Below are 23,236 nucleotides of genomic sequence, written 5' to 3'. Positions count from 1 at the left end.
CCGGTGCGGGGGCGGCTCCTGCCGCCCCCGCGCTTCCCGGCGCTTTCAGAGAGTCAGACCGCGCCGGACTCCGGAACTCATCGGCTCACCGGCCCCCGTTCCGCCGCTATTTCAGGGCTGCGCGGGGCGGGCCGGCACCCACACGCCGTCCGGGGTGAGGTAGCGGTCGACGACCAGCCGGGCCTCGTCCAGACACCCCTCGAACTGCTCCGCGGACAGCGCCCGCGACCGGAAGGTCCGGGTCCACCGGGCGTCCTCCAAGACGTACTCCGCCATGACCTCGTCCACGCCGTCCCCCACGGGGTCCGCCGAGAGGATCCTGATCGTGCAGCCGGCCTCCAGGTCCTCCCTCTCCCGGGGCAGACCGACGTGGTAGTCGGCACCCTCCCGCCGGATCAGCGATACCCGTCGGAACGCACCGGCACGGGGCGGCGTTCCTCTCCGTCGCCGTGCAAACAGCGCCGTCAGTACGGCGGGTAGCGGCCCTCGGGCCATGCCACCGGCTGCTCCAGCTCCATGCACAGGTCGTCGGCGATCTCGGCGATCACGGACCGCCCCTCGGTGAGGACCAGCCACTCGGCGGGCAGGCCCACGTCACCGTGGTGCGCACCCAGCAGACTGCCGCAGACGGAGCCGGTGGAGTCGCTGTCCCCGGAGTGGTTGACGGACAGGAGCAGCGCCTCGCCGACGTCGCCGGCCTCCGGGAGCACGAGCGCGCAGTACACGGCGACGGCCAGGGCCTCCTCCGCGACCCAGCCCGCCCCCAGGGACTCGACGCGCTCGGCGGTCGGCCGGCCGCGGGCGGCGAGGTCGACCGCCGCCCGCAGCGCGGCCGTCGTCTCCTCGTGGCCGCGCCGCCGGCCCAGCAGTTCCATGGCCCGCAGCACGGAGCCCGCCGGCGAGTCGCCCTCCAGCAGGTGCGTGACGATCGCGGCGAGCGCCCCGGCCGCGTACGCCCCGGTGGGATGGCCGTGGGTGATCAGCGCGCACCTGGCGGCCAGCGAGAAGGCCGTCGCCGCGTCCGCGCCCAGCAGGCCGAAGGGGGCCGACCTCATCACCGTGCCGCAGCCCTTGGAGTGCGGATTGACGGGGCCGGGGAGGGTGAGTGCCGCGCCGGGCGCCGGGTCCCGGCCGGCCTCCAGGCCGCTCAGGCAGGCGTTGCCGGGCGCGCGGCGCGCGTACAGCCAGGGCTGGTGCCGGAGCAGGCCGGTCCGTACGGGGTCGTCGCCTCGGCGCGGGGGCGGGGAGGGGTGGTTCTGGGTGTCGAGCCAGCGCAGATAGGCGTGGCGGACGATCTCGGCCTCCGCGCCTCCGACGCCCTTGGACGCGGCCCGGACGTGGGCCCTGATCAGGCCCTCGACGGTGAAGAGCGTCATCTGGGTGTCGTCCGTGATCCGTCCGACGACGCCGTCGGCGTCCGCGACGGGGCCGCGCACGCCCCGCTCCCCGTGGTCACGGCGGATGCCGTCCAGGGAGAGGAATTCGACCGGGTTGCCCAGCGCGTCCCCGATCGCCCCGCCCAGCAGTGCGCCCCTGACCTTGGACCGGCGGGCGGCGCCCGGGGCCCGTGACGTCGTCTCCCGCATCGTCCGTCCCCACCCTGCCGTCGTCACCGCTGCCCGCTCCCCTTCGCCCGCCCGCCGGTTTCCGTACGCCGGACCGCGGGGGCATGCTGGAGGAGAGGCGATGGTGATGCGTACCGGAAGTGAACCGTCCACCGCTCGCAGTGCCCTGCGGATGCGACTGTGGCTGAGTCTATGGGGGATGCTCTGGGCCGTGTTCGGCCTGGTGGCCTTTCTGGCGACGGGGCGCGCCGGCTGGGCGACGGCCTGCGCGGTGCTCCTGGCGGTCACCGTCACGGACCTCTTCGTCGTCGTCCGGCACATGCGGCAGGGCTCGCGTTTCCAACCCGGCCGGGACGTCCCTCCGTACGAACCGGACCGGACCGGGGCGGGCGGCGCGCACGGGGCGGATACGCGCCCTGAGCCGCCGGGCGACCTGAGCTCCTGAGCTCCTGAGCTCCGACGGATCGGACGACGGCCGGCGCCCTCCGGGTCACTCCCCCGTCAGGGGCGGTCGTCGAAGCGGGCGGCCCGCAGGAACTCCGGGTTGGGGTCCAGAGCTGCGGCCAGACGGAAGTGGCGGGTGGCCTGTTCGGGTCGGCCGGCTCGCTGGAACGTCCGGGCCAGGGCGAAGTGCGCGAACGCGTTGTCCGGCTCACGCTCCAGGACCAGCTCGAATTCGAGCTCGGCCGGGCGCAGTTGGGCAGCGGCGAAGAAGGCCCGGGCGCGCAGCAGTCGGGCGGCGGTGTTCTCCGGGTGGGCGGCAATCACCGAGTCGAGCAGCTTGACCGCGCCGCGTGGGTCCCGTGCGGCGAGCAGCTGCTCCGCCGCGCGGAAGTCGATGACATGGGTTTCCGGGTTCCTCTCGGGCACGGCTTCATCCTTCCCCTCGCCTGCCGCTCTTCAACATCCGGCCGGGTGCCCGTATTCCGGCCGGATCCCGCCTCAGGCGGTCGCGGCCCGGGTGGTGAGCTCCGACCAGAGGGTGCGGACCTGCGGTTCCAGGTCCTCCAGCGGCCCGTCGTTGTCGATGACGAGGTCGGCGACGGACAGCCGCTCCTCGCGGGTGGCCTGCGCCGCCATCCGGGCGCGGGCGTCGGACTCCTCCATGCCGCGCAGCCGTACGAGCCGGGCGAGCTGGGTCCCGGGGGGCGCGTCCACGACCACGACCAGGTCGTAGAGGGGGGCGAGGCCGTTCTCCGTGAGCAGCGGGACGTCGTGGACGACGACCGCACCGGCCCCCGCGGCCCGCTCCAGCTCGGCGGAACGGGCTGCGACGAGCGGGTGGACGATGGCGTTGAGCGCGGCCAGGCGCTCGGGGTCGGCGAAGACGATCGAGCCGAGCGCCGACCGGTCGAGGGACCCGCCGGGCTCCAGGATCCCGGGCCCGAAGGCCTCGACGACGGCCGTGAGCCCGGGGGTGCCGGGCTCGACGACCTCGCGGGCGATGCGGTCGGCGTCGATCAATACGGCTCCGTAGCGTGCGAGCAGCCGTGACACTTCGCTCTTGCCGGCGCCGATCCCGCCGGTCAGGCCCACTTTCAGCATGTGCCGAGACTAGCCTCCGGCCGGGGAGCGGCCGGAGGTCCCCTCAGGAATCGCCTTCGCGTTCCGCGAGGAAGCGTTCGAATTCGAGGCCGATCTCGTCCGCCGAGGGGAGATCGACCGGCTCCGCGACGAGGTTGCCCCGCGTCTCGGACCCCGCGACCGCGTCGTACTGGTGCTCCAGTCCCTCGACGAGGGAGACGAGCTCCTCGTCGCCCTGGCCGACCTGGCGGTCGATCTCGGTCTGGGTGCGGTGTGCCTCGGTGCGCAGCGTGTGCGCGATGCCCGGCAGGACCAGTCCGGTCGCCGCGGTGATCGCCTCCAGGGCGGTGAGCGCGGCGTCGGGGTAGGCGGACCTGGCGACGTAGTGCGGCACATGGGCGGCGACACCGAGGACGTCGTGCCCGGCCTCCATCAGCCGGTACTCGACGAGCGCCTCGGCGGAGCCGGGCACCTGCGCCTCGTCGAAGGGGCTGCGGTGTCCGGGCATCAGGTCCGTGCGGTTGCCGTGCGGGGTGATGCCGACGGGGCGGGTGTGCGGAACGCCCATGGGGATGCCGTGGAAGTTGACCGCGAGGCGGACGCCGAGCCGTTCCACGATCTGCTCCACGGCGGCGGCGAACCTCTCCCACTCCACGTCCGGCTCGGGTCCGGACAGGAGCAGGAAGGGTGCGCCGGTGGCGTCCTGCACGACCCGGACATCCAGGGTGGGCGCCTCGAACGACGCCCACCGGTCGCGCTTGAAGGTCAGCAGCGGGCGCCGCGCCCGGTAGTCGACGAGCCGGTCGTGGTCGAAGCGGGCCACGACCTGGTGGGGCAGCGTCTCGAGCAGGCCGTCGACGATCTGCTCGCCCGTCTCGCCCGCGTCGATGTATCCGTCGAAGTGGTAGAGCATGACCAGGCCGGCCGACTCCTGGGCCAGCGCCATGTCGACCACGGCCAGGCCCTTCGGCTCCCATTCGTACAAACTCTGCGGATCAGGCACGGTTACCGCTCCTCCTCGTGTTCCTGGACAAGAACACCTCGCCCGGCCACGGCATTCCCGCCCGCGCCGCGCTCCTCGCGGGCAGGCGAGGACACGGCGGTGCAGCGCCGTCACCACCTTCCGCGCGGAGGTGAACGCGCCATGCTGCCAGGCGTCGGTGTGGCTGAGGTAGTCACCGGCGAAGTACACGTGCCCGGCAGGGCTGTTGAGCGGCGCGAAGGCGGGGGCGTCGGGTCCGCCGGACAACGAGTGCCAGGATGCCTCCAGATACGGGGCCTGGCGCCAGTGGTGGGAGAAGGACGTGGCGAGTTCCGTGCGGTACTTGTCGCCGTGGATCTTGACGCCCTGGGCGACGGCCCGCGCCTCCCTGAGCGTCCGACCCCGCTCGCGAAGACCTCGGAGGCGGTCGGCGGGGAGCCGAGCACCTCGCCGGGGTCCAACCCACACCCAGCAGAGCGGGCTGGGGATGCGGGACCGTCTTCCGCGGCAACACCTCGGACCTGACGGGCGCCACGGGCACCGGACAGCTCGCGGTGAACGTCACCGACCGGAGCGCGAACTGCCTCACCACCGTGTACGGCAGCAACACGGGCACCGGCGGCAAGGGGCTGACGAACATCGCCGTGACGCCCTGACCCCTTCCGTCCACGCGGCGGGACACGAGGACACCGGGAACACGAGTGAGGCCCGCCCCCCGAAGGGGACGGGCCTCACCTACAGCTCTACAGCTACTGCAGCCGATGAACGGCTGGGGTCAGAGCGTCAGCTCTGGCCGCCGGCCAGCTTCTCGCGCAGGGCAGCCAGGGCCTCGTCCGACGCCAGGGCGCCGGAGTTGTCCGTGGACTCCGAGGAGTACGAGCCGCCGCCACCGCTGCCGCCGGAGGCAGCCGGGGCTGCGCCGGCCGGGGCGGCAGCGCCCTCGGCAGCGGCAGCCTCGTCGGCCTCGCGCGACTTGATGACCTGGGCCTGGTGCTGCTCGAAGCGCTGCTGCGCCTCGGCGTACTGCGTCTCCCAGACCTCACGCTGCGACTCGAAGCCCTCGAGCCAGTCGTTGGTCTCGGGGTCGAAGCCCTCGGGGTAGATGTAGTTGCCCTGGTCGTCGTAGGACGCGGCCATGCCGTACAGGGTCGGGTCGAACTCGACCGACGCCGGGTCGCCACCGAAGGCCTCGTTGGCCTGCTTCAGCGAGAGGCTGATGCGACGGCGCTCGAGGTCGATGTCGATGACCTTGACGAAGATCTCGTCGTTGACCTGGACGACCTGCTCCGGGATCTCCACGTGGCGCTCGGCCAGCTCGGAGATGTGGACCAGGCCCTCGATGCCCTCGTCGACGCGCACGAACGCACCGAACGGAACGAGCTTGGTGACCTTACCGGGAACGACCTGCCCGATCTGGTGCGTACGGGCGAACTGCTGCCACGGGTCTTCCTGCGTCGCCTTGAGCGACAGCGAGACGCGCTCGCGGTCCATGTCGACGTCGAGGACCTCGACGGTGACTTCCTGACCGACCTCGACGACCTCGGAGGGGTGGTCGATGTGCTTCCAGGACAGCTCGGAGACGTGCACGAGACCGTCGACGCCACCCAGGTCCACGAAGGCACCGAAGTTGACGATCGAGGAGACGACGCCGGAGCGGACCTGACCCTTCTGCAGGGTCGTGAGGAACGTCTGGCGGACCTCGGACTGGGTCTGCTCGAGCCAGGCACGGCGGGACAGGACCACGTTGTTGCGGTTCTTGTCCAGCTCGATGATCTTGGCCTCGAGCTCCTTGCCCACGTAGGGCTGGAGGTCGCGGACGCGACGCATCTCGACGAGCGACGCCGGGAGGAAGCCACGGAGGCCGATGTCGAGGATGAGACCACCCTTGACGACCTCGATGACGGTACCGGTGACGATGCCGTCTTCTTCCTTGATCTTCTCGATGGTGCCCCAGGCACGCTCGTACTGAGCGCGCTTCTTCGAGAGGATCAGGCGGCCTTCCTTGTCCTCCTTCTGGAGAACCAGGGCCTCGATCTCGTCGCCGACCTTGACGACCTCGTTCGGGTCGACGTCGTGCTTGATCGAGAGCTCGCGGCTCGGGATGACACCTTCGGTCTTGTAACCGATGTCGAGGAGGACCTCGTCGCGGTCAACCTTGACGATGACTCCGTCAACGATGTCGCCGTCGTTGAAGTACTTGATCGTCTCGTCGATCGCCGCGAGGAACGCGTCCGCGTCGCCGATGTCGTTGACCGCAACCTGCGGAGTGGTGGCGGTGGTCTCGGTGCTGCTCGTCATGTGGGAAAGGGCTCCGGTACGGACAGAGAGTCGTAGGTACTGCTACGCCGAAAGCCCTTATCGCCTCTGCAGACGCCGGACAGCCTGGAGGGCACCCAACCTGACCGGAGAGGCACCTCGACAACCGAGGGGACATGCAACAGACGCGAGCGCGGCCTGCTAGGTCTGAGGCGCGCAGGCTCGCAGCGCAACTTGTAGCATACGGGGGCAGCCGGACAGGGTCAATGCGCGAAGGCGCACACCCGGGGCACAACACCCCAATCCCGGCACAACTCGCGTTCGCCGAGGCCACATCGGTCCCAGCGGTGTGTCGCGCGCACACGGGCGTGCTCACACGTACGGCCCGTGGAGGCACCCGCGCGAAGCGGGTGAAGGCAAACTACAACGACGGGCACGATGAACCAAGAGATCCAGGGGTCCGAACCCAAAGCGACCCGGCGGGAAGCCGGTGGGCCGGAGAGCAGCCGGGCGAGCCGCGGCTGGTGGGACCGGAACGCCGACGAGTACCAGAGCGACCACGGGGCCTTCCTCGGAGACGACCGCTTCGTCTGGGGCCCGGAGGGCCTCGACGAGGCCGAGGCCGCCCTGCTGGGACCGGCCGGGGAACTCGAAGGCATGGAGGTCCTGGAGATCGGGGCCGGCGCCGCCCAGTGCTCGCGCTGGCTCGCCGCCCGGGGCGCCCGCCCGGTGGCCCTGGACCTCTCCCACCGCCAGCTCCAGCACGCCCTGCGCATCGGCGGCGGCGTCCCCCTCGTGGAGGCCGACGCGGGCCGGCTCCCCTTCCGGGACGGCTCCTTCGACCTGGCCTGCTCCGCCTACGGCGCGGTTCCCTTCGTCGCCGACCCCGTCCAGGTGTTCCGCGAGGTGCACCGGGTGCTGCGCCCGGGGGGCCGCTGGGTCTTCTCGGTGACCCACCCGATCCGCTGGGCGTTCCCCGACGAGCCGGGGCCCGAGGGGCTCTCCGTCTCCGCGTCCTACTTCGACCGCGTGCCCTACGTGGAGCAGGACGAGAACGGCGACGCGGTGTACGTGGAACACCACAGGACGCTGGGCGACCGCGTGCGGGACGTCGTGGCGGGCGGCTTCCGGCTGGTCGACCTCGTGGAGCCGGAGTGGCCGGCGTGGAACGGCCAGGAGTGGGGCGGCTGGTCCCCGCTGCGCGGCCACCTGATCCCGGGGACGGCGATCTTCGTCTGCGAGCGGGGCGCGACCGCCTCCTGAGGCTCCGGCGCCGGGTCACCGCCCCCGCCTCGTCACCGGCGTACGAGACTGGGGGTGTGATCCGTACCGACGCCCTCGCCCAGCTGCCCGTGCGCACCGCCGTGCCCTCCCTGGAGCGGGCGCTCGACGAGCGGGGGGCGGCCGTGCTCTGCGCACCGCCCGGGACCGGCAAGACGACACTCGTACCCCTGGTGCTCGCCGGGCTGACCGGCGGCGGGCCGCTGCGCAGGGTGCTCGTCGCCGAGCCCCGCAGGATCGCCGCGCGGGCGGCGGCGCGGCGGATGGCGTGGCTGCTCGGCGAGCGGACCGGCGGCCGGGTCGGCTTCACCGTGCGCGGTGAGCGGGCGGTGGGGCCGGACACGGTGGTGGAGGTCGTGACCACCGGGGTACTGCTCCAGCGGCTGCAGCGCGACCAGGAGATGTCCGGGGTCGACGTGGTGGTCATCGACGAGTGCCACGAGCGTCACCTGGACGCGGACACGGCCGCCGCGTTCCTCCTCGACGTACGCGGGACGATCAGGCCCGATCTGCGCCTGGTGGCCGCGTCGGCGACGACCGACGCCGAGGGCTGGGCACGGCTGCTGGGCGACGCGCCCGTCGTCGAGGCGCACGGCGTGTCCCATCCGGTCGAGGTGGTGTGGGCGCCACCGGCCGGCACCGTGCGCCCGCCGCACGGGATGAGGGTGGACCCGGCCCTGCTGACGCACGTGGCCGCGGTGGTGCGCAGGGCACTGGCCGAGCGGGACGGCGACGTGCTGTGCTTCCTGCCCGGTGTCGGCGAGATCGGCCGGGTGGCCGGACAGCTCGCGGGTGTGGACGCCGAGGTGCTCCAGGTCCACGGACGCGCCCCTGCCGCCGTGCAGGACGCGGTCCTGGCGGGCTCCCCCGGTGGGCGCCGGGTGGTGCTGGCGACGTCCGTGGCCGAGTCGTCGCTGACGGTCCCCGGGGTGCGGGTCGTCGTGGACTCCGGGCTGGCGCGGGAGCCGCGCACCGACCACGCGCGAGGCCTCGCGGCCCTGACGACCGTGCGGGCGTCACGGGCGGCGGGGCGCCAGCGCGCGGGCCGCGCCGGTCGTGAGGCTCCGGGCGCGGTGTACCGCTGCTGGGAGGAGGCCGAGGACGGGCGGCTTGCCCCGTTCCCCTCCCCCGAGATCAAGGTGGCCGACCTGGCGGCGTTCGCGCTGCAGGCCGCGTGCTGGGGCGATCCCGACGCGTCCGGGCTCGCGCTCCTGGATACGCCGCCCGCCGGCGCACTGGCGGCGGCACGGGAGGTCCTGGGCGCGGTCGGCGCGGTCGGCACGGAGGGGCGCGCGACGAGCCGCGGTGTACGGATGTCCCGGCTCGGCCTGCACCCCCGGCTGGCCCGTGCCCTCCTGGACGGCGCGGACGAGGTGGGCGGGCGCGCCGCCGCGGAAGTCGTGGCACTGCTGAGCGAGGAGCCCCCGCGGGAGTACGGCGACGACCTGGCGCACGCGCTGCGCACGGCGCGGCGCGGAGGGGACGGCTACGCGGCACGGTGGCGGCAGGAGGTGCGGCGGCTCTCGCAGTCCCTCGGCACCGCGACGAACTCCGCGAAGGGCTCCGCGAACGCCACCGGTTCGGGCGCCGTGGGGTCCGACGACGCGGCCGTGGGGCTGGTGGCGGCGCTCGCGTTCCCGGAGCGGGTGGCACGGGCCCGGGGTGAGGGGGCCTTCCTCATGGCGTCGGGCACGGGCGCGGAGCTCCGGGACGGCTCCCGGCTGCGCAGCGCGCCCTGGCTGGCGGTCGCGGTCGCGGACCGGCCCTCCCATGCCGCATCGGCCCGGGTGCGGCTCGCGGCCGTCATCGACGAGTCCACGGCGCTGGTGGCCGCCGGGCACCTGCGGTTCTCCGGCGAGGAGGTCCGCTGGGCGGGCGGCGACGTGGTGGCACGCTCCGTGGACCGTCTCGGCGCCGTCGAGCTCTCGGTGCGCCCGCTGCGCCGGCCCGCCCCTGAGCTGGTGCGCGGGGCACTGCTGGAGGGGCTGCGCCGCGAGGGGCCTGGGCTGCTGCGGTGGAACCGGGACAGCGAGCAGCTGCGGCTGCGCCTCGCGTTCCTGCACCGGGTGCTGGGCGCGCCGTGGCCCGACGTGTCGGACGGGGCGCTGCTGGCGCGCGCCGACGAGTGGCTGGAGCCTGAGCTGTCACGGGCCGGGCGCCGCTCGGACCTGACGCGGATCGACGCGGGCCAGGCGGTGCGGCGGCTGCTGCCGTGGGCGACGGGCGACGCGGGCCGCCTCGACGAGCTCGCCCCGGAGCGGATCGAGGTGCCGAGCGGCTCACGGATCCGGGTGGAGTACGGCGGTCAGCAGCCGGTGCTCGCCGTGAAGCTGCAGGAACTCTTCGGACTGCGCGAGACGCCCCGGGTGGCCGGGGTGCCCGTCCTGGTCCACCTGCTGTCCCCCGCCGGACGGCCGGCGGCGGTGACGGCGGACCTGGCGTCGTTCTGGCGGGAGGGCTACAAGGGTGTACGGGCGGAGCTACGGGGGCGCTACCCGAAGCACCCGTGGCCCGAGGACCCGACGACGATGGAGGCGACCCGCTTCACCACGGCGCGGCTGCGCCGGGACTAGGGCCTCGCCCTGTGCAGTGACAGCGGCGTCGCCGCGCGCGGACCCACGGGGTCCCGACGGGGAGCGGGGAGCGCGCGGAGGGTGCGCCTTCGCCGCCGCTGACGGTCCCCGCGCACGTCAGGCGTAGGCGTACGTGGCCGACGAGTATTCGGAGTATTCACCACCCCCGCACTTGAGTGCCCCCAGCAAGACGTCGCCGCAGTCGGCGCACATGACCGGTCGGCCGCCGTCCCGGCCGCGGACCGTGACCCACGACGCCTCGGCGTCGGTGAGGACGGACCGCAACGTGTCACGGCCGTGCACCTGGGCATCGACCGCCGTCTTGACGAAGTCGAGGAACGTCGTGGTGCGCGCGCAGGAGGAACACGTGTGGTCGACCACGTGGAAGGGCCCGCGCAGAGCGGAGGGTGAGACCTGAAGGTAGTCCGCCAGTTCCCGCACCTCGTCCTCGTTCATCGGACGCAGGCACGCCGGCGTGTCCGTGGGGAGTCGCTCGATGACACCGGATTCGACTTCGTAGGTTCGCGTCTTCTCGGGCCTGTCGCGCAGCATCCGCACGACCTCGTCGTAGCTGAGCTTCACGGGGAACCTCCTCCTGGCGGTCGAACCCTGCTGCTCGGAACGCTCCCCACCGTGGGCCGTGCCCCGGAAGCAGGTCCACTCATCCGGTCATTGCTGGAGCCTCAGCGCCGTCACGGCCATTGATGCACACCGAGGAACGGTGTGCGAACGCACGGATCGGACCCGTCGCACCGAGGGGACGACGCTCACACCACACCGCACACCGGGCTTTGCGGCTGGTCCGATGCCGGATGAGGAGTCCAGCGGGCGGATCATCGACGTACATCGCAGAATTCCGGCGCGGCCCTTGCACACGGATTCCGGGATATCGGCGCGCAATGCCCCTTCCCGTGCACCCGAACTCCGAGCTGCGGACTCCCCGTTCCGATGTGCATGGGGAGAGGAGGCGTGGGACCGTGGCAGGAAGAGCGACTAAGGAAGTGGTGTCGTGAAAAACTATTCTGACCAGGCGAAAGGTGAGGGCGAAAGGTTTGCCGACGTGCCGGTCGACACGTTCCGCAGCCACATCCGGTTCATCGAGAAGCACCACCTGTGGGACGAGGTGAGAGGTGCCCTCGGCGAAGCCGGTGTCGACACGGTTGCCATGGATATCCGACCGGTCCGTGTGATCAGTGAACTCGTCGCCGCGAAGGGGAGCGCCCTTCCGGAAGAGGCCGATCACGGGGGCGCGGTGGTCACTCCTGAATGCGGGTGCGACTCGATCAGTGGTCGTCCTCCCGTGACCGCGACCGGTGGCGGCGACGCGGGCGCGGGAGACGCGGGCGCGCGCCCCGAGTAGCCCGTGAGGCAGACGGCATGGAGAACGACGACCTGCGCATCGCCCGGGAGGCGAAGGCGCGTTTCGGTCCCCGACTGCTGGCCCACCCCGACGTGGAGGGTGTGGGGGTGGGCCGACGTCGGCGGGCCGGAGACAAGACGGACGAGTACGCCGTCGTCGTGCATCTCCGTGAGAAACGGCCGGAGAGCAGCGTTCCTCCCGCTCGATTGCTTCCCGAGGAGTTGTGTTTCAGCGAGAGGAGCGGGCGAGATGTCTCGGTGCGCATAGACGTGCAGCAGCACACGAAACCCGTTCCGGAGACGGACAGGGTCCGCCCGGTTCCCGGTGGGGTGAGCGTCGGAACTGTGGGAACGCACGTCGGATCGGGCACGCTGGGGGGATGGGTATGGGACACCGTGACCTGGCAGGTCGTCGCGCTGTCCAACGCCCATGTATTCGGCTCACGCCCCGGGGTGAGCATCATTCAGCCTTCGAGTGACGACGGCGGAATTCCACCGGACGACCGCATCGCCTCCGTCCTGCGCACAGGATCACTGGACGCCGCGATAGCCGAGCCTGCTGATGCGTCGATCGTCCGTGCGTCCGTCCTTCAGGGAGGGCCTGCGGTTTTCGAGATCGTCGAGGCGACCTTGGACATGCGCGTCCAGAAGACGGGACGTGCGACGGGACTCACCTTCGGCACCGTCGACCTGATCGACTTCGACTCGGATTACCGCGGCTCGCACTCGGATCTGTGGATCGAGGCCGAGGGCGGTGACTTCTCGCTGGGTGGGGACTCGGGCGCGCTGTACCTGCTCGCACCCGGCAGTGCACCCCTCCCGGCCGAGAAACGGCAGGTCGTGGGACTGCACTGGGGCGGGTCAGGGCAGGACGGCGTCGGTCATCACATCCGGGCCGTGTTCGACGATCTGAAGCTGACCACGCTGCCGAGCGGGACCGACGCCCCCGCCGTCGACGGGGTCATCGAACCCGCCCGACGTGTGCGGCCGGGCTGACGGAGCCTCAGAACCGATACGTGGTCACCGGCGAGGCACTCCGCGTGGGATGGCGTGGGCGGCGAGGACGCCGATCCCGTCGGAGTCCAGGGCCACGGAGGAGGGGGTGCCCGGCCTGTGCCGGGCGCCCCCTCGTCGCCCGTCCCGTACGGCTCAGGCCTCGGGTGCCTCGACCTTCAGCTCGACGGTCAGCGTGGCGCCGCTCGCGGTGGTGAGCCGCAGCGTGTAGGTGCCCGCCGTGTCGTCGGCGTAGATCTTCGGAAGTGCGAGGACCCCGTCGGCTCCGGTCGTCAGGTCCAGGGTGCGGACTGCGTTGCCGTCGTCGCCCTTGAAGTACGGGCCCTTGTCGTTCTCGGCGGGCGTCTCCGCATCGGTGATCATCGTGGCGGTGACGGCGGTGTCCGCCACCCCTGTGCCCTTGTACGTCGCCCTGACCTCGACCCGGTCGGCGAACTCGGTGCCGGGGGCGGCCGTCAGAGCCTTGTCGCCGGTGCGGGCGATGGTGTCCGCGACCCGTGCGGTGACGCTCGCGGTGTAGGTGAGGGTGCGCGGCTTGGTGGTGCCGGCCGCGGCAGTCACCCTGAAGGAGCCCGCCTTCTCACCGGCCGTCAGGACGGGGGCGGTGACGGTGCCGTCGGCCCCCGTGGTCACGGTCACGGTGCTCTTCCCGCCCGCGAAGCGGGTGTCGGTGTCGCCGACGACGGCGAAGGTGACCGAAGCCTTGGCGAGCGGGGCTCCCAGCGTGCTCATCGCCCGGACCTTGACGCGCTCGGCGAACGCCTCGCCGGCCGTGGCGGTGAGGGTGCCGGTGCCCGCGTTCTCCAGGCTCCCGAGCGTCGCGGGGGGCGTGGGCGGAGTGGTCGGAGGCGTGGTCGGAGGCGTTGTCGGAGGCGCGGTGGGCGGCGTGGTCGGAGGCGTTGTCGGGGGCGTGGTGGGCGGAGTCGTGGGCGGCGGTGTCGGGTCCGGGGTGGGCGACGGGCTCGTGCCGGGTGTCGTCGGGCCGGTGCTCGGGGTGGGCGACGGGGAGGCCGCGCCGGTGTCCGAGCCGGTGTCCGCCGGGAGAACTCCCGTGCCGTCGGGGACCTCGTGGCTGCCGCGCTTGTAGTAGTCGAACCAGGAGCGCACCGTGCGCAGGTACTCCGTCGAGTGGTTGTAGCTCAGCACCGCCCGGTCGAGGTCCGTGGCGAGCGACAGGTCGCGGGCGCCGGCGCAGAGGTAGCGGCCGGCGGCCAGCGCCGCGTCGTAGATGTTGTTGGGGTCCTTGCGTCCGTCGCCGTTGCCGTCCTGGCCCCAGGTCGCCCAGGTGGACGGGATGAACTGCATCGGACCGACCGCACGGTCATGGGTCGCGTCGCCGTCGTACGCCCCGCCGTCGGTGTCCTTGATCAGGGCGAAGCCCTGGCCGTTGAGGGCCGGGCCGAGGATCGGGGAGAGGGTGGTGCCGTCCGCGTCGACCTTGCCGCCGCGGGCCTGGCCGGACTCGACCTTGCCGATCGCGGCGAGGAGCTGCCACGGCAGACGGCACGCGGCGTCGGTGCTCGCGAGCTCCTGCTGGGCCTTCTTGTACGCGGCCAGGACGGAGGCGGGTATGCCCGCTTCGGCACTGCCGGTCACGGGCAGGTTCACGGACGCACCGGGCGCGTCGGGTGTGGTGAGCGGCGGAAGGTCCGTGTGGTAGGGCGAGTTGCCCGTGGCCGCGTCACCGGGTGGTGTCGCACCGGCCGACGCGCGGTCGCCCGCTGCGTCGGGGTGCGGTGCGGCGGGCGCCTGAGAGGCGGAGAGTGCCGCCACGGCAGCGGCCGCCACCGCCGTGGTGGTGGCCCCCCTGCGCAGTCTCCGGCCGAATTGCGCTGCCATACGTGTCGGTCCCTCCCCGTCGACGGCGCCCGCGCTCCCCAGCGCGAGGCTCAGGCGACCCTATGACAACTCCTCGCGCCCGAACACCGCCCCCTGACCGGTTCTTACGGATTTCTCAGCTTCACGTCCGTGAAGTCGTCAAGGTGCCGCGGGGCGGTGACGTGGGCTCACGCATACTGGCGCCATGCCGTTCACGCTGAGCCACGCCGCCGCCGTGCTCCCCGGAATCCGCAGGTCCGGTACGGGTCGTGGCCCTCTGGTCGCCTCCGCTCTCGTCGCCGGGTCGTTCGCCCCCGACGTGACCTACTACGCCGACACGGTCGTCCCCGGGGCGATGGAGTTCGGGGAGGTGACCCACGCCGTGTGGGGGGTGTTCACCGTGGACGTCCTCATCACCGGTGCGGTGGTGGCCCTCTGGCTGCTGCTGCGCGAACCGCTCGTCGCCCTGCTGCCCCGGACGGTGCAGGGCCAGGTCCACGCGTTCGTCCGGGGGCGGCGGCGGGAGCCCGGCCGGCCTGTCCTCCCCGAGGCGGCGTGGTTCCTCCTGTCGGCGGTCATCGGCTCGGGCACCCACGTCGTGTGGGACGCCTTCACCCACCACGACCGGTGGGGCACGGAGCTGATCCCGGTCCTCGGCCGGAGCGTCGGCGGCCACCCCGTCTTCCAGCTCGTCCAGTACGGCAGTTCGGCCGTGGCGCTGGTGGTCCTGGCCTGGTTCACGTACACGGGTCTGCGGCGCACCGGGCCGGTCCCGGTGCCGGTGTCCGTGCCGTTGCTGGGCCGGACCGAACGCCGGTGGGCGGGTGCGCTCCTGGCGCTCTGTCTCCTGCTGGGCACCGCCCACCGGTGCGCCCGCTGGTACGCCTACTTCGGGCACATCGACACGCCCCTCGACATCATTCCGACCGCGTGCTTCGGCGCGGGGGCAGGCCTGGCGGCGGGCCTGGTGCTGTACGGGGTGTGGATGCGCCTGCTGCGGAAACCGTCCGGTCCGCGGCCGCCGGCCACGCCCCGGGCGGACACCGCGGAGACCCGCGCCGGGCACCCGGCTCAGTGACGCACGCGGCCCTGGGCGTCCGCCCGGCACCGGCCGTCGCGGTCCCTGTCGCCCTGATCGGCGCCGCCGTCGGGCCGCCGCAAGCGCGACGGCCCGACGCCCCTTCTAGTGCGCGGCCGTCTCCCAGTCCTTGCCGACGCCGACCGAGACGTCCAGGGGCGCGCGGAGCTCGACGGCCGTCGACATCTCCCGGCGCAGGATCTCCTCGACCTGCTGCCGCTCGCCCTTCGCGATCTCCAGGACGATTTCGTCGTGGACCTGGAGCAGCATCCGTGACGTCAGCTCCGCCTCCGTCAGTGCCCGGTCCACGTGCAGCATCGCGACCTTCACGATGTCGGCGGCCGTCCCCTGGATCGGCGCGTTGAGCGCCATCCGCTCGGCGGCCTCGCGGCGCTGGCGGTTGTCGCTGTTCAGGTCCGGGAGGTAGCGGCGACGGCCGAGGATCGTCTCGGTGTACCCGGTGGACCTGGCCTCCTCCACGACACGCTGCAGGTAGTCGCGCACCCCGCCGAACCGCAGGAAGTAGGTGTCCATCAGCCCGCGCGCCTCACCGGCGTCGATGTTCAGCTGCTGGGAGAGGCCGAACGCGGAGAGCCCGTAGGCCAGTCCGTACGACATGGCCTTGATCTTGCGGCGCATCTCCGCGTCGACGGCCGTCTTCTCGACGCCGAACACCTGCGAGGCGACCGTCGTGTGCAGGTCCTCCCCGGAGCTGAACGCCTCGATCAGACCGGCGTCCTCGGAGAGGTGGGCCATCACCCGCAGCTCGATCTGGCTGTAGTCGGCCGTCATCAGCGTCTCGAAGCCCTCGCCCACGACGAAGCCCCGGCGGATGGCCCGCCCCTCGTCCGTGCGGACGGGGATGTTCTGCAGGTTGGGATCGGTCGAGGAGAGCCGTCCCGTCGCCGCGACCGTCTGGTTGAACGTGGTGTGGATACGGCCGTCCGCGGCGATCGTCTTGATCAGGCCCTCGACCGTGACCCGCAGCTTCGCCTGCTCCCGGTGGCGCAGCATGATGACCGGCAGCTCGTGCTCGGTCTGCGCGGCCAGCCACGCCAGCGCGTCCGCGTCGGTGGTGTATCCCGTCTTCGTCTTCTTCGTCTTCGGCAGGGCCAGCTCGCCGAAGAGCACTTCCTGGAGCTGCTTGGGCGAGCCGAGGTTGAACTCACGGCCCACCGAGGCGTGCGCCTCCTTGACCGCCTGCTGTACCGCGCCGGCGAACTGCTGCTCCATGCCCTCCAGATGCGCGCGGTCGGCGGCGATGCCGTGCCGCTCCAGCCGGGCCAGCATGATCGAGGTGGGCAGCTCCATGTCGTGGAGCAGCCCGGTGGCGCCGACCTCCTTCAGGCGCGTCGTGAACGCGTCCCCCAGGTCCAGCACCGCACGGGCCTGCGCCATCAGCGCGTCGGCCTCCGCGCGGTCGTCCGCGCCGAAGGCCAGCTGCCCGTCGGACGCGGGGGCGGGGGCCAGCTCACGGCCGAGGTACTCCACGGCCAGCGCGTCCAGCGCGAAGGAACGCCGGCCGGGCTTGACCAGATAGGCGGCGAGCGCCGTGTCCATCGCGATGCCCTCCAGCCGCCACCCCTGCTCGGGGAAGACCCGCAGGGCGTTCTTGGCGTTGTGGAGGACCTTCGGCCGGGCGGGGTCCGCGAACCAGGAGGCCAGTGCCTGCTCGTCGGCCTCGTCGAGCTCGGCCGGGTCCAGCCAGGCGGCGGCCCCGTCGGCGGCGGCGAGCGCGACCTCGGTGACCGTGCCGGTCCCCAGCGACCAGGTGTCGACGGTCATCACGCCGAGGGGCTGCCCGCCATGGGCCTCCAGCCACGGTGCGACCTCGCCCGAACCCAGCACCGCGCCGTCCAGCTCGATCCCGGCCAAGGGCTCCGGCGGGCCGGCCTCCTCCGCACCCGGGTCGACGGCGAGCAGCCGCTCGCGCAGGCTCGGGTTACGGATCTCCAGGATGTCCAGCACACCGGTGACCGCCGTGCGGTCGTACGGCGCGCGCTCCAGCCCGGCCGGCCCCTTGGGCAGCTCGACGTCCCGGACCATCTCGGTCAGCACACGGTTCATCTTCACCGCGTCCAGGTGGTCCCGGAAATTCTGGCCGGCCTTGCCCTTGACCTCGTCGGCCCGCTCGACCAGCTCGGCGAACGAACCGAATTGGTTGATCCACTTCGCCGCCGTCTTCTCCCCCACACCGGGGATGCCCGGGAGGTTGTCCGACGGGTCACCCCGCAGCGCCGCGAAGTCCGGGTACTGGGCCGGGGTGAGCCCGTACTTCTCCTCGACCTTCTCCGGGGTGAAGCGCGTCAGCTCCGAGACGCCCTTCGTCGGGTAGAGCACCGTCACGTTCTCCGTGATCAGCTGGAACGAATCCCGGTCACCGGTGACGATCAGGACCTCGAAGCCCGCCGCCTCGGCCTGCGTGGCCAGCGTCGCGATGACGTCGTCCGCCTCGAAACCGTCCACCGCGAACCGGTCCGCGTGCATCGCGTCCAGCAGCTCGCCGATCAGCTCGACCTGTCCCTTGAACTCGTCGGGGGTCTTGGAACGGTTCGCCTTGTACTCGGGGAACTCCTGCGCGCGCCACGTCTTGCGGGACACGTCGAACGCCACCGCGAAATGCGTGGGCGCCTCGTCGCGCAGCGTGTTCGCCAGCATCGACATGAAGCCGTACACGGCATTCGTCGGCTGCCCCGTCGCCGTCGTGAAGTTCTCCGCGGGCAGAGCGAAGAACGCCCGGTACGCCAGGGAGTGCCCGTCCATGAGGAGCAGGCGCGGTCGGTTGTCTGCCGTGTTCTTCGATGCCGTCTCAGCCACGCCCCCGATCCTGCCACGGACCACTGACAATCCCGACCGGCCACCACCCCGATCCCCCACCACCACGCCCACGCGACCGGCCCCGGCCCTCCCCGCTTCCCGCGGGGCACGCCGGCACCCGTGCATGACAGGATCGAAAGACAGCGAAGCTGTCAGCAGACGCGACAGGACGCCACCGCGCACACGGACGCGACGCCCGCCCGCGCCCGGGCGCCCGAAGGCTCGAAGGGGAGCATCATGGCCACCAAGCCCCCGACCGGTGACCCGGTCCAGGACGCGCCGCAGATCGACGAGGTCCGGCACGCCGCCGCCGGACTGCCCGCCGTCGCCCACACCCTGCGCGTCGCACAGCAGCAGATGGGCGTCCGACGCACCGCGCAGACCCTCCTCAAGGTCAACCAGAAGGACGGCTTCGACTGCCCCGGCTGCGCCTGGCCCGAGGGCGACAAGCGGCACACCGCCGAATTCTGCGAGAACGGCGCCAAGGCCGTCGCCGAGGAGGCGACCCTGCGCCGCGTCACCCCCGACTTCTTCGCCGCCCACCCCGTCGCCGACCTGGCCGCCCGAAGCGGCTACTGGCTCGGCCAGCAGGGACGCATCACGCAACCCGTGTATCTGCCCGAGGGCTCCGACCGGTACGAGGCCGTGACCTGGGAGCGCGCCTTCGAGATCGTCGCCGAGGAGCTCACCGCCCTCGCCTCGCCCGACGAGGCGCTCTTCTACACCTCCGGCCGCACCAGCAACGAGGCCGCCTTCCTCCTCCAGCTCCTCGCCCGCGAGTTCGGCACCAACAACCTGCCCGACTGCTCCAACATGTGCCACGAGTCCTCCGGCTCGGCGCTCACCGAGACCATCGGCATCGGCAAGGGCAGCGTCAGCCTCGAGGACCTCCACGGGGCCGACCTGATCATCGTCGCCGGACAGAACCCCGGCACCAACCACCCCCGGATGCTCTCCGCCCTCGAACAGGCCAAGTCCGCCGGAGCGAAGATCATCTCGGTGAACCCGCTGCCCGAGGCCGGCCTCGAACGGTTCAAGAACCCCCAGACGGCCCGCGGCATGCTCAAGGGCGCCGCCCTCACCGACCTCTTCCTCCAGATACGCATCGGCGGCGACCAGGCCCTCTTCCGCCTGCTCAACAAGATGATCATCGAGACCGACGGAGCCGTCGACACCGGCTTCGTCACCGAGCACACCCACGGCTACGAAGCACTCGCCGCGGCCGCCCGCGACGCCGACTGGGACGAGACCCTCACCGCCACCGGCCTCGACCGCGACACCATCGAGGCGGCGCTCGCCATGATCCTCGCCTCGGAGCGCACCATCGTCTGCTGGGCCATGGGCCTCACCCAGCACAAACACTCCGTGCCGACCATCCGCGAAGTCGTCAACCTCCTCCTCCTGCGCGGCAACATCGGCAGGCCCGGCGCCGGCGTCTGCCCCGTACGCGGCCACTCCAACGTCCAGGGCGACCGCACCATGGGCATCTTCGAACGCCCCGCCCCCGCCTTCCTCGACGCCCTCGACCGGGAATTCGGCATCACGTCACCACGCCACCACGGCTACGACGTCGTACGGTCCATCCAGGCACTCCGCGACGGCGACGCCAAGGTCTTCTTCGCCATGGGCGGCAACTTCGTCGGCGCCACCCCCGACACCGCAGTCACCGAAGCCGCCATGCGCCGCGCCCGCCTCACCGTGCACGTCTCCACCAAACTCAACCGCTCGCACGCCGTCACCGGCACCCGCGCCCTGATCCTGCCCACCCTCGGCCGCACCGACAAGGACGTCCAGGCCGGCGGGAAGCAGTTCGTCACCGTCGAGGACTCCATGGGCATGGTCCACTCCTCACGCGGCAACCTCACCCCCGCGAGCCCCCACCTGCTCTCCGAACCCGCCATCGTCGCCCGCCTCGCCCGCGCCGTCCTCGGACCCGCCTCCACCACCCCCTGGGAGGAGTTCGAGAAGGACTACGGCACGATCCGCGACCGCATAGCCCGCGTCGTCCCCGGCTTCGAGGACTTCAACACCCGCGTCGCACGCCCCGGCGGCTTCACCCTCCCCCACGCCCCCCGCGACGAACGCCGCTTCCCCACCACCACCGGCAAGGCCAACTTCACCGCCGCGCCCGTCGAGTACCCCGCGCTCCCCGAGGGCCGGCTGCTGCTCCAGACCCTGCGCTCCCACGACCAGTACAACACCACGATCTACGGCCTCGACGACCGCTACCGCGGTATCAGGGGAGGCCGCCGCATCGTCATGGTCAACCCCGAGGACGCCCACACCCTCGGCCTCGCCGACGGCTCCTACACCGACCTCGTCAGCGAATGGAAGGACGGCGTCGAACGCCGCGCCCCCGGCTTCCGCGTCGTCCACTACCCCACCGCACGGGGCTGCGCCGCCGCGTACTACCCGGAGACCAACGTCCTCGTCCCCCTCGACGCCACCGCGGACACCAGCAACACCCCGGCCAGCAAGTCGGTGGTCGTCCGCTTCGAGACGAACGGAGCCCCACGCCCCTAAGCGCATGCTCAGCCGTCTGATAAGAACAGTGCACACAGCAACGAACGACCGCACACGATCGGAGCCGGACCCCATGGGCGAGCACACCGCACCCACGTTCCCGCAGGAGATCATCGACGAGTACGCGGCACTCGGCGTCGACCTCCCGGCCCTCTTCTCCGCCGGACACCTCGGCGAGCGCATGGGCGTCACCATCGTCGAGGCCTCGGCCGAACGCGTCGTGGGCACCATGCCCGTCGAGGGCAACACCCAGCCCTACGGACTGCTCCACGGCGGCGCCTCCGCCGCACTCGCCGAGACCCTCGGCTCCATCGGCTCCATGCTCCACGGCGGCGCCACCAAGATCGCCGTCGGCGTCGACCTGAACTGCACCCACCACCGCGGCGCCCGCAGCGGCCTCGTCACCGGCACCGCCACCCCCGTCCACCGAGGCCGCTCCACCGCCACGTACGAGATCGTCATCACGGACGAGCACGACAAGCGGGTCTGCACCGCCCGCCTCACCTGCCTGCTCCGCGACGCCGCCGGCCCCGCCGGAGGCTGACCGCACCACCCCAACACCCCACTGCCCGGCCGGAAAGCACACCGCATTCCGGACCGGGCAGACCCATATCCGAGACGTTTCACCGGAGTTGGCGGACACGTACCGTCAACACCCCTGACCGGCGATCCCGTTCCACGAGCCACTTCAACAGCAGGACCACCCCCGCGACGCATCAAACACTTCGCACGGATGTAACACTGCGTAACACGTGTGCAATACACACAAAACGCCGCACACCCCGGCCCCACCCACTCGGCCGACCATCCCCACGCCCGTTGCGCCCCGATTCGCGCGACAGCACCAAGATCACCCCAAGCCCCTTAGCAGAGCTGCGGGTTCTCACCATGCGGTCACTCCACCCCTCGGGCAAAAGCCGCGCATCTCCACACTGCGGCCAACAAGCCTTCCCCACGGCATAACAAGACAGTCACATCATCACCGGACCCATCCCGCACCTCCCCACCTCCCCATAGAGTCACGGCCAGTCACCGCGCCGCCGGGCGCGTCGCTGCACGGCTCTGCATCCACCAGTACGCCCCGGCGAATCCACGGCACCTCACGCAGAGGAAGCCGCGCCAGGGAAAGGATCTTTCGTGCGACACCGCTCTATGATCATCCTCACCACCGTGCTCACCACCGGTGCACTCACCCTCACCGCCTGCGGATCGCGCGACGACGACAGCAAGAGCGACAGCGACAGCGGCGCCAAGACCACCGTCGTCATCGGCGTCGACGCCCCGCTCACCGGCTCCCTCTCCGCACTCGGCCAGGGCATCAAGAACTCCGTGGACCTCGCGGCGAAGATCGCCAACAAGAACAACGAAGTCCCCGGCATCGAATTCAAGATCGAAGCCCTCGACGACCAGGCCGTCCCCGCCTCCGGAAAGGCCAACGCCGCCAAGCTCGTCGGCAACAAGGACGTCATCGGCGCCGTCGGCCCCCTGAACTCCGGCGTCGCCCAGTCCATGCAGGGCGACTTCGACAAGGCCGGCCTCGTCCAGGTCTCCCCCGCCAACACCAACCCCGCCCTCAGCCAGGGCGACGACTGGGCCGGCGGCAACGGCAAGCGCGTCTTCGACACCTACTTCCGCACCTGCGCCACCGACGTCGTCCAGGGCAAGTTCGCCGCCCAGTACCTCTTCAACGACGCCAAGAAGAAGAAGGTCTACGTCGTCGACGACAAGCAGACCTACGGCGCCGGCCTCGCCGCCATCTTCTCCGAGGAGTTCAAGCGCCTCGGCGGCAAGGTCGTCGGCACCGACCACGTCACCGTCAAGGAGACCGACTTCTCCAGCACCGCCGACAAGGTCAAGAGCGCCGGCGCCGACTCCGTCTACTACGGCGGCCAGTACCCCGAAGGCGGTCTGCTCTCCGACCAGATCAAGAAGACCGGCGCCAAGATCCCCACCATGGGCGGCGACGGCATCTTCGACCCCGCCTTCATCAGCGCCTCCGGTGAAGCCAACGACGGCGACCTGGCCACCTCCATCGGCTACCCCGTCGAAGCACTCCCGACCGCCAAGAAGTTCATCGAGGACTACAAGGCCGGCAACTACAAGGACCCGTACGCGGCCTACGGCGGCTACTCCTACGACGCCGGATGGGCCATCATCCAGGCCGTCAAGGCCGTCGCCGCCGAGAACGACGGCAAGCTCCCCGAGGACGCCCGCGCCAAGGTCACCGAGGCCATGTCCAAGGTCTCCTTCGACGGCGTGACCGGCAAGGTCTCCTTCGACGAGTTCGGCGACACCACCAACAAGCAGCTCACCGTCTACGAGGTCCAGAAGGGTGCCTGGAAGGACGTCAAGAGCGCCACGTTCGAGGACTGACCACCCCGGACCACCGCCCGACGACGTCCCACCTGCTCCTGACCGCGCGAGGGTGCAAACAGCACCCTCGCGC

Annotated in this window: 17 protein-coding genes and 2 pseudogenes; 10 read left to right on the top strand and 9 right to left on the bottom strand. The window is 71.6% G+C overall.

Going from position 1 to position 23,236, the window contains the following annotated elements:
- Positions 1-111 precede the first annotated feature (111 nt).
- Both B9S57_RS19840 and B9S57_RS19835 read right to left on the bottom strand, forming a co-directional pair.
- Positions 112-399, bottom strand: a pseudogene (locus tag B9S57_RS19840) (SAM-dependent methyltransferase); the annotation flags it as partial.
- Between the two features lie 65 nt (positions 400-464).
- Positions 465-1,586: an ADP-ribosylglycohydrolase family protein gene (locus tag B9S57_RS19835; protein ID WP_103516897.1), complete on the bottom strand. Its 1,122-nt coding sequence runs from the start codon at positions 1,584-1,586 to the stop codon at positions 465-467.
- A 106-nt stretch (positions 1,587-1,692) separates the two neighbouring features.
- On the opposite strand from B9S57_RS19835, the gene B9S57_RS19830 reads away from it, so the two are divergent.
- A complete protein-coding gene (locus tag B9S57_RS19830) occupies positions 1,693-2,010 on the top strand; it encodes a DUF6343 family protein (protein ID WP_103516908.1) in 318 nt (105 codons plus the stop codon).
- Positions 2,011-2,066: 56 nt separating this feature from the next.
- Here B9S57_RS19830 and B9S57_RS19825 read toward each other — a convergent pair whose 3' ends face one another.
- From B9S57_RS19825 to B9S57_RS19815, 3 genes are all read right to left on the bottom strand, one after another.
- Positions 2,067-2,435, bottom strand: a complete 369-nt coding sequence (locus B9S57_RS19825) for a tetratricopeptide repeat protein (RefSeq protein ID WP_103516896.1) — start codon at positions 2,433-2,435, stop codon at positions 2,067-2,069.
- 72 nt (positions 2,436-2,507) lie between these two features.
- Positions 2,508-3,110 (bottom strand): dephospho-CoA kinase, encoded by a 603-nt coding sequence (gene coaE / locus B9S57_RS19820; protein ID WP_103516895.1) that lies wholly within the window; start codon positions 3,108-3,110, stop codon positions 2,508-2,510.
- Positions 3,111-3,153: 43 nt separating this feature from the next.
- On the bottom strand, positions 3,154-4,092 hold the full coding sequence (locus B9S57_RS19815) for a PAC2 family protein (protein ID WP_258036467.1): 939 nt from the start codon (positions 4,090-4,092) through the stop codon (positions 3,154-3,156).
- A gap of 412 nt (positions 4,093-4,504) precedes the next feature.
- On the opposite strand from B9S57_RS19815, the pseudogene B9S57_RS19810 reads away from it, so the two are divergent.
- Positions 4,505-4,727: pseudogene (locus B9S57_RS19810) on the top strand (sheath polysaccharide-degrading enzyme); the annotation flags it as partial.
- A gap of 127 nt (positions 4,728-4,854) precedes the next feature.
- On the opposite strand, the gene rpsA reads toward B9S57_RS19810, so the two are convergent.
- A complete protein-coding gene (rpsA, locus tag B9S57_RS19805; RefSeq protein ID WP_103516893.1) occupies positions 4,855-6,369 on the bottom strand; it encodes a 30S ribosomal protein S1 in 1,515 nt (504 codons plus the stop codon).
- Between the two features lie 396 nt (positions 6,370-6,765).
- On the opposite strand from rpsA, the gene B9S57_RS19800 reads away from it, so the two are divergent.
- Both B9S57_RS19800 and hrpB read left to right on the top strand, forming a co-directional pair.
- Positions 6,766-7,590 carry a class I SAM-dependent methyltransferase gene (locus tag B9S57_RS19800; RefSeq protein ID WP_103516892.1) on the top strand — a complete coding sequence of 275 codons (825 nt, stop codon included), beginning with the start codon at positions 6,766-6,768 and terminating at the stop codon, positions 7,588-7,590.
- Between the two features lie 56 nt (positions 7,591-7,646).
- A complete protein-coding gene (gene hrpB / locus B9S57_RS19795) occupies positions 7,647-10,181 on the top strand; it encodes an ATP-dependent helicase HrpB (RefSeq protein WP_103516891.1) in 2,535 nt (844 codons plus the stop codon).
- 117 nt (positions 10,182-10,298) lie between these two features.
- Here hrpB and B9S57_RS19790 read toward each other — a convergent pair whose 3' ends face one another.
- Positions 10,299-10,763: a hypothetical protein gene (locus B9S57_RS19790; RefSeq protein ID WP_103516890.1), complete on the bottom strand. Its 465-nt coding sequence runs from the start codon at positions 10,761-10,763 to the stop codon at positions 10,299-10,301.
- A gap of 478 nt (positions 10,764-11,241) precedes the next feature.
- Here B9S57_RS19790 and B9S57_RS19785 point away from each other — a divergent pair, with 478 nt between their 5' ends.
- Positions 11,242-11,541 carry a hypothetical protein gene (locus B9S57_RS19785; protein WP_258036466.1) on the top strand — a complete coding sequence of 100 codons (300 nt, stop codon included), beginning with the start codon at positions 11,242-11,244 and terminating at the stop codon, positions 11,539-11,541.
- Positions 11,542-11,558: 17 nt separating this feature from the next.
- Entirely contained in the window at positions 11,559-12,536 is a 978-nt protein-coding gene (locus B9S57_RS19780; protein WP_103516888.1) for a hypothetical protein, read from the top strand.
- Between the two features lie 153 nt (positions 12,537-12,689).
- On the opposite strand, the gene B9S57_RS19775 is transcribed toward B9S57_RS19780, so the two are convergent.
- Entirely contained in the window at positions 12,690-14,393 is a 1,704-nt protein-coding gene (locus tag B9S57_RS19775) for a lytic transglycosylase domain-containing protein (RefSeq protein ID WP_103516887.1), read from the bottom strand.
- A 184-nt stretch (positions 14,394-14,577) separates the two neighbouring features.
- Here B9S57_RS19775 and B9S57_RS19770 point away from each other — a divergent pair, with 184 nt between their 5' ends.
- Complete coding sequence (locus B9S57_RS19770; protein ID WP_103516886.1) at positions 14,578-15,450, top strand: DUF4184 family protein; 873 nt, start codon at positions 14,578-14,580, stop codon at positions 15,448-15,450.
- A gap of 105 nt (positions 15,451-15,555) precedes the next feature.
- On the opposite strand, the gene polA is transcribed toward B9S57_RS19770, so the two are convergent.
- Positions 15,556-18,267, bottom strand: coding sequence for a DNA polymerase I (gene polA / locus B9S57_RS19765; RefSeq protein ID WP_103516885.1), 2,712 nt, complete (start codon positions 18,265-18,267; stop codon positions 15,556-15,558).
- 237 nt (positions 18,268-18,504) lie between these two features.
- On the opposite strand from polA, the gene B9S57_RS19760 reads away from it, so the two are divergent.
- The 3 genes from B9S57_RS19760 (at position 18,505) to B9S57_RS19750 (ending at position 23,163) form a co-directional block, all read left to right on the top strand.
- Entirely contained in the window at positions 18,505-20,790 is a 2,286-nt protein-coding gene (locus tag B9S57_RS19760) for an FdhF/YdeP family oxidoreductase (protein WP_103516884.1), read from the top strand.
- Between the two features lie 73 nt (positions 20,791-20,863).
- Entirely contained in the window at positions 20,864-21,334 is a 471-nt protein-coding gene (locus tag B9S57_RS19755; protein WP_103516883.1) for a PaaI family thioesterase, read from the top strand.
- A gap of 593 nt (positions 21,335-21,927) precedes the next feature.
- Positions 21,928-23,163 carry a branched-chain amino acid ABC transporter substrate-binding protein gene (locus B9S57_RS19750; RefSeq protein ID WP_103516882.1) on the top strand — a complete coding sequence of 412 codons (1,236 nt, stop codon included), beginning with the start codon at positions 21,928-21,930 and terminating at the stop codon, positions 23,161-23,163.
- Positions 23,164-23,236 lie beyond the last annotated feature (73 nt).

Origin of the sequence: Streptomyces sp. SM10 (genome assembly GCF_002910915.1) — a bacterium.
Classification (GTDB): domain Bacteria; phylum Actinomycetota; class Actinomycetes; order Streptomycetales; family Streptomycetaceae; genus Streptomyces.
The sequence above is the reverse complement of the archived record's forward strand: the minus strand, read 5'-3'. Positions and strand labels throughout refer to the sequence as shown.

Excerpts from the sequence above, each read along its gene's own strand:
- B9S57_RS19835 (WP_103516897.1), bottom strand. The coding sequence starts at position 1,586 with ATGCGGGAGACGACGTCACGGGCCCCGGGCGCCGCCCGCCGGTCCAAG.
- B9S57_RS19830 (WP_103516908.1), top strand. The coding sequence starts at position 1,693 with ATGCGTACCGGAAGTGAACCGTCCACCGCTCGCAGTGCCCTGCGGATG.
- coaE (WP_103516895.1), bottom strand. The coding sequence starts at position 3,110 with ATGCTGAAAGTGGGCCTGACCGGCGGGATCGGCGCCGGCAAGAGCGAA.
- rpsA (WP_103516893.1), bottom strand. The coding sequence starts at position 6,369 with ATGACGAGCAGCACCGAGACCACCGCCACCACTCCGCAGGTTGCGGTC.
- B9S57_RS19800 (WP_103516892.1), top strand. The coding sequence starts at position 6,766 with ATGAACCAAGAGATCCAGGGGTCCGAACCCAAAGCGACCCGGCGGGAA.
- B9S57_RS19780 (WP_103516888.1), top strand. The coding sequence starts at position 11,559 with ATGGAGAACGACGACCTGCGCATCGCCCGGGAGGCGAAGGCGCGTTTC.
- B9S57_RS19775 (WP_103516887.1), bottom strand. The coding sequence starts at position 14,393 with ATGGCAGCGCAATTCGGCCGGAGACTGCGCAGGGGGGCCACCACCACG.
- B9S57_RS19770 (WP_103516886.1), top strand. The coding sequence starts at position 14,578 with ATGCCGTTCACGCTGAGCCACGCCGCCGCCGTGCTCCCCGGAATCCGC.
- B9S57_RS19760 (WP_103516884.1), top strand. The coding sequence starts at position 18,505 with ATGGCCACCAAGCCCCCGACCGGTGACCCGGTCCAGGACGCGCCGCAG.
- B9S57_RS19755 (WP_103516883.1), top strand. The coding sequence starts at position 20,864 with ATGGGCGAGCACACCGCACCCACGTTCCCGCAGGAGATCATCGACGAG.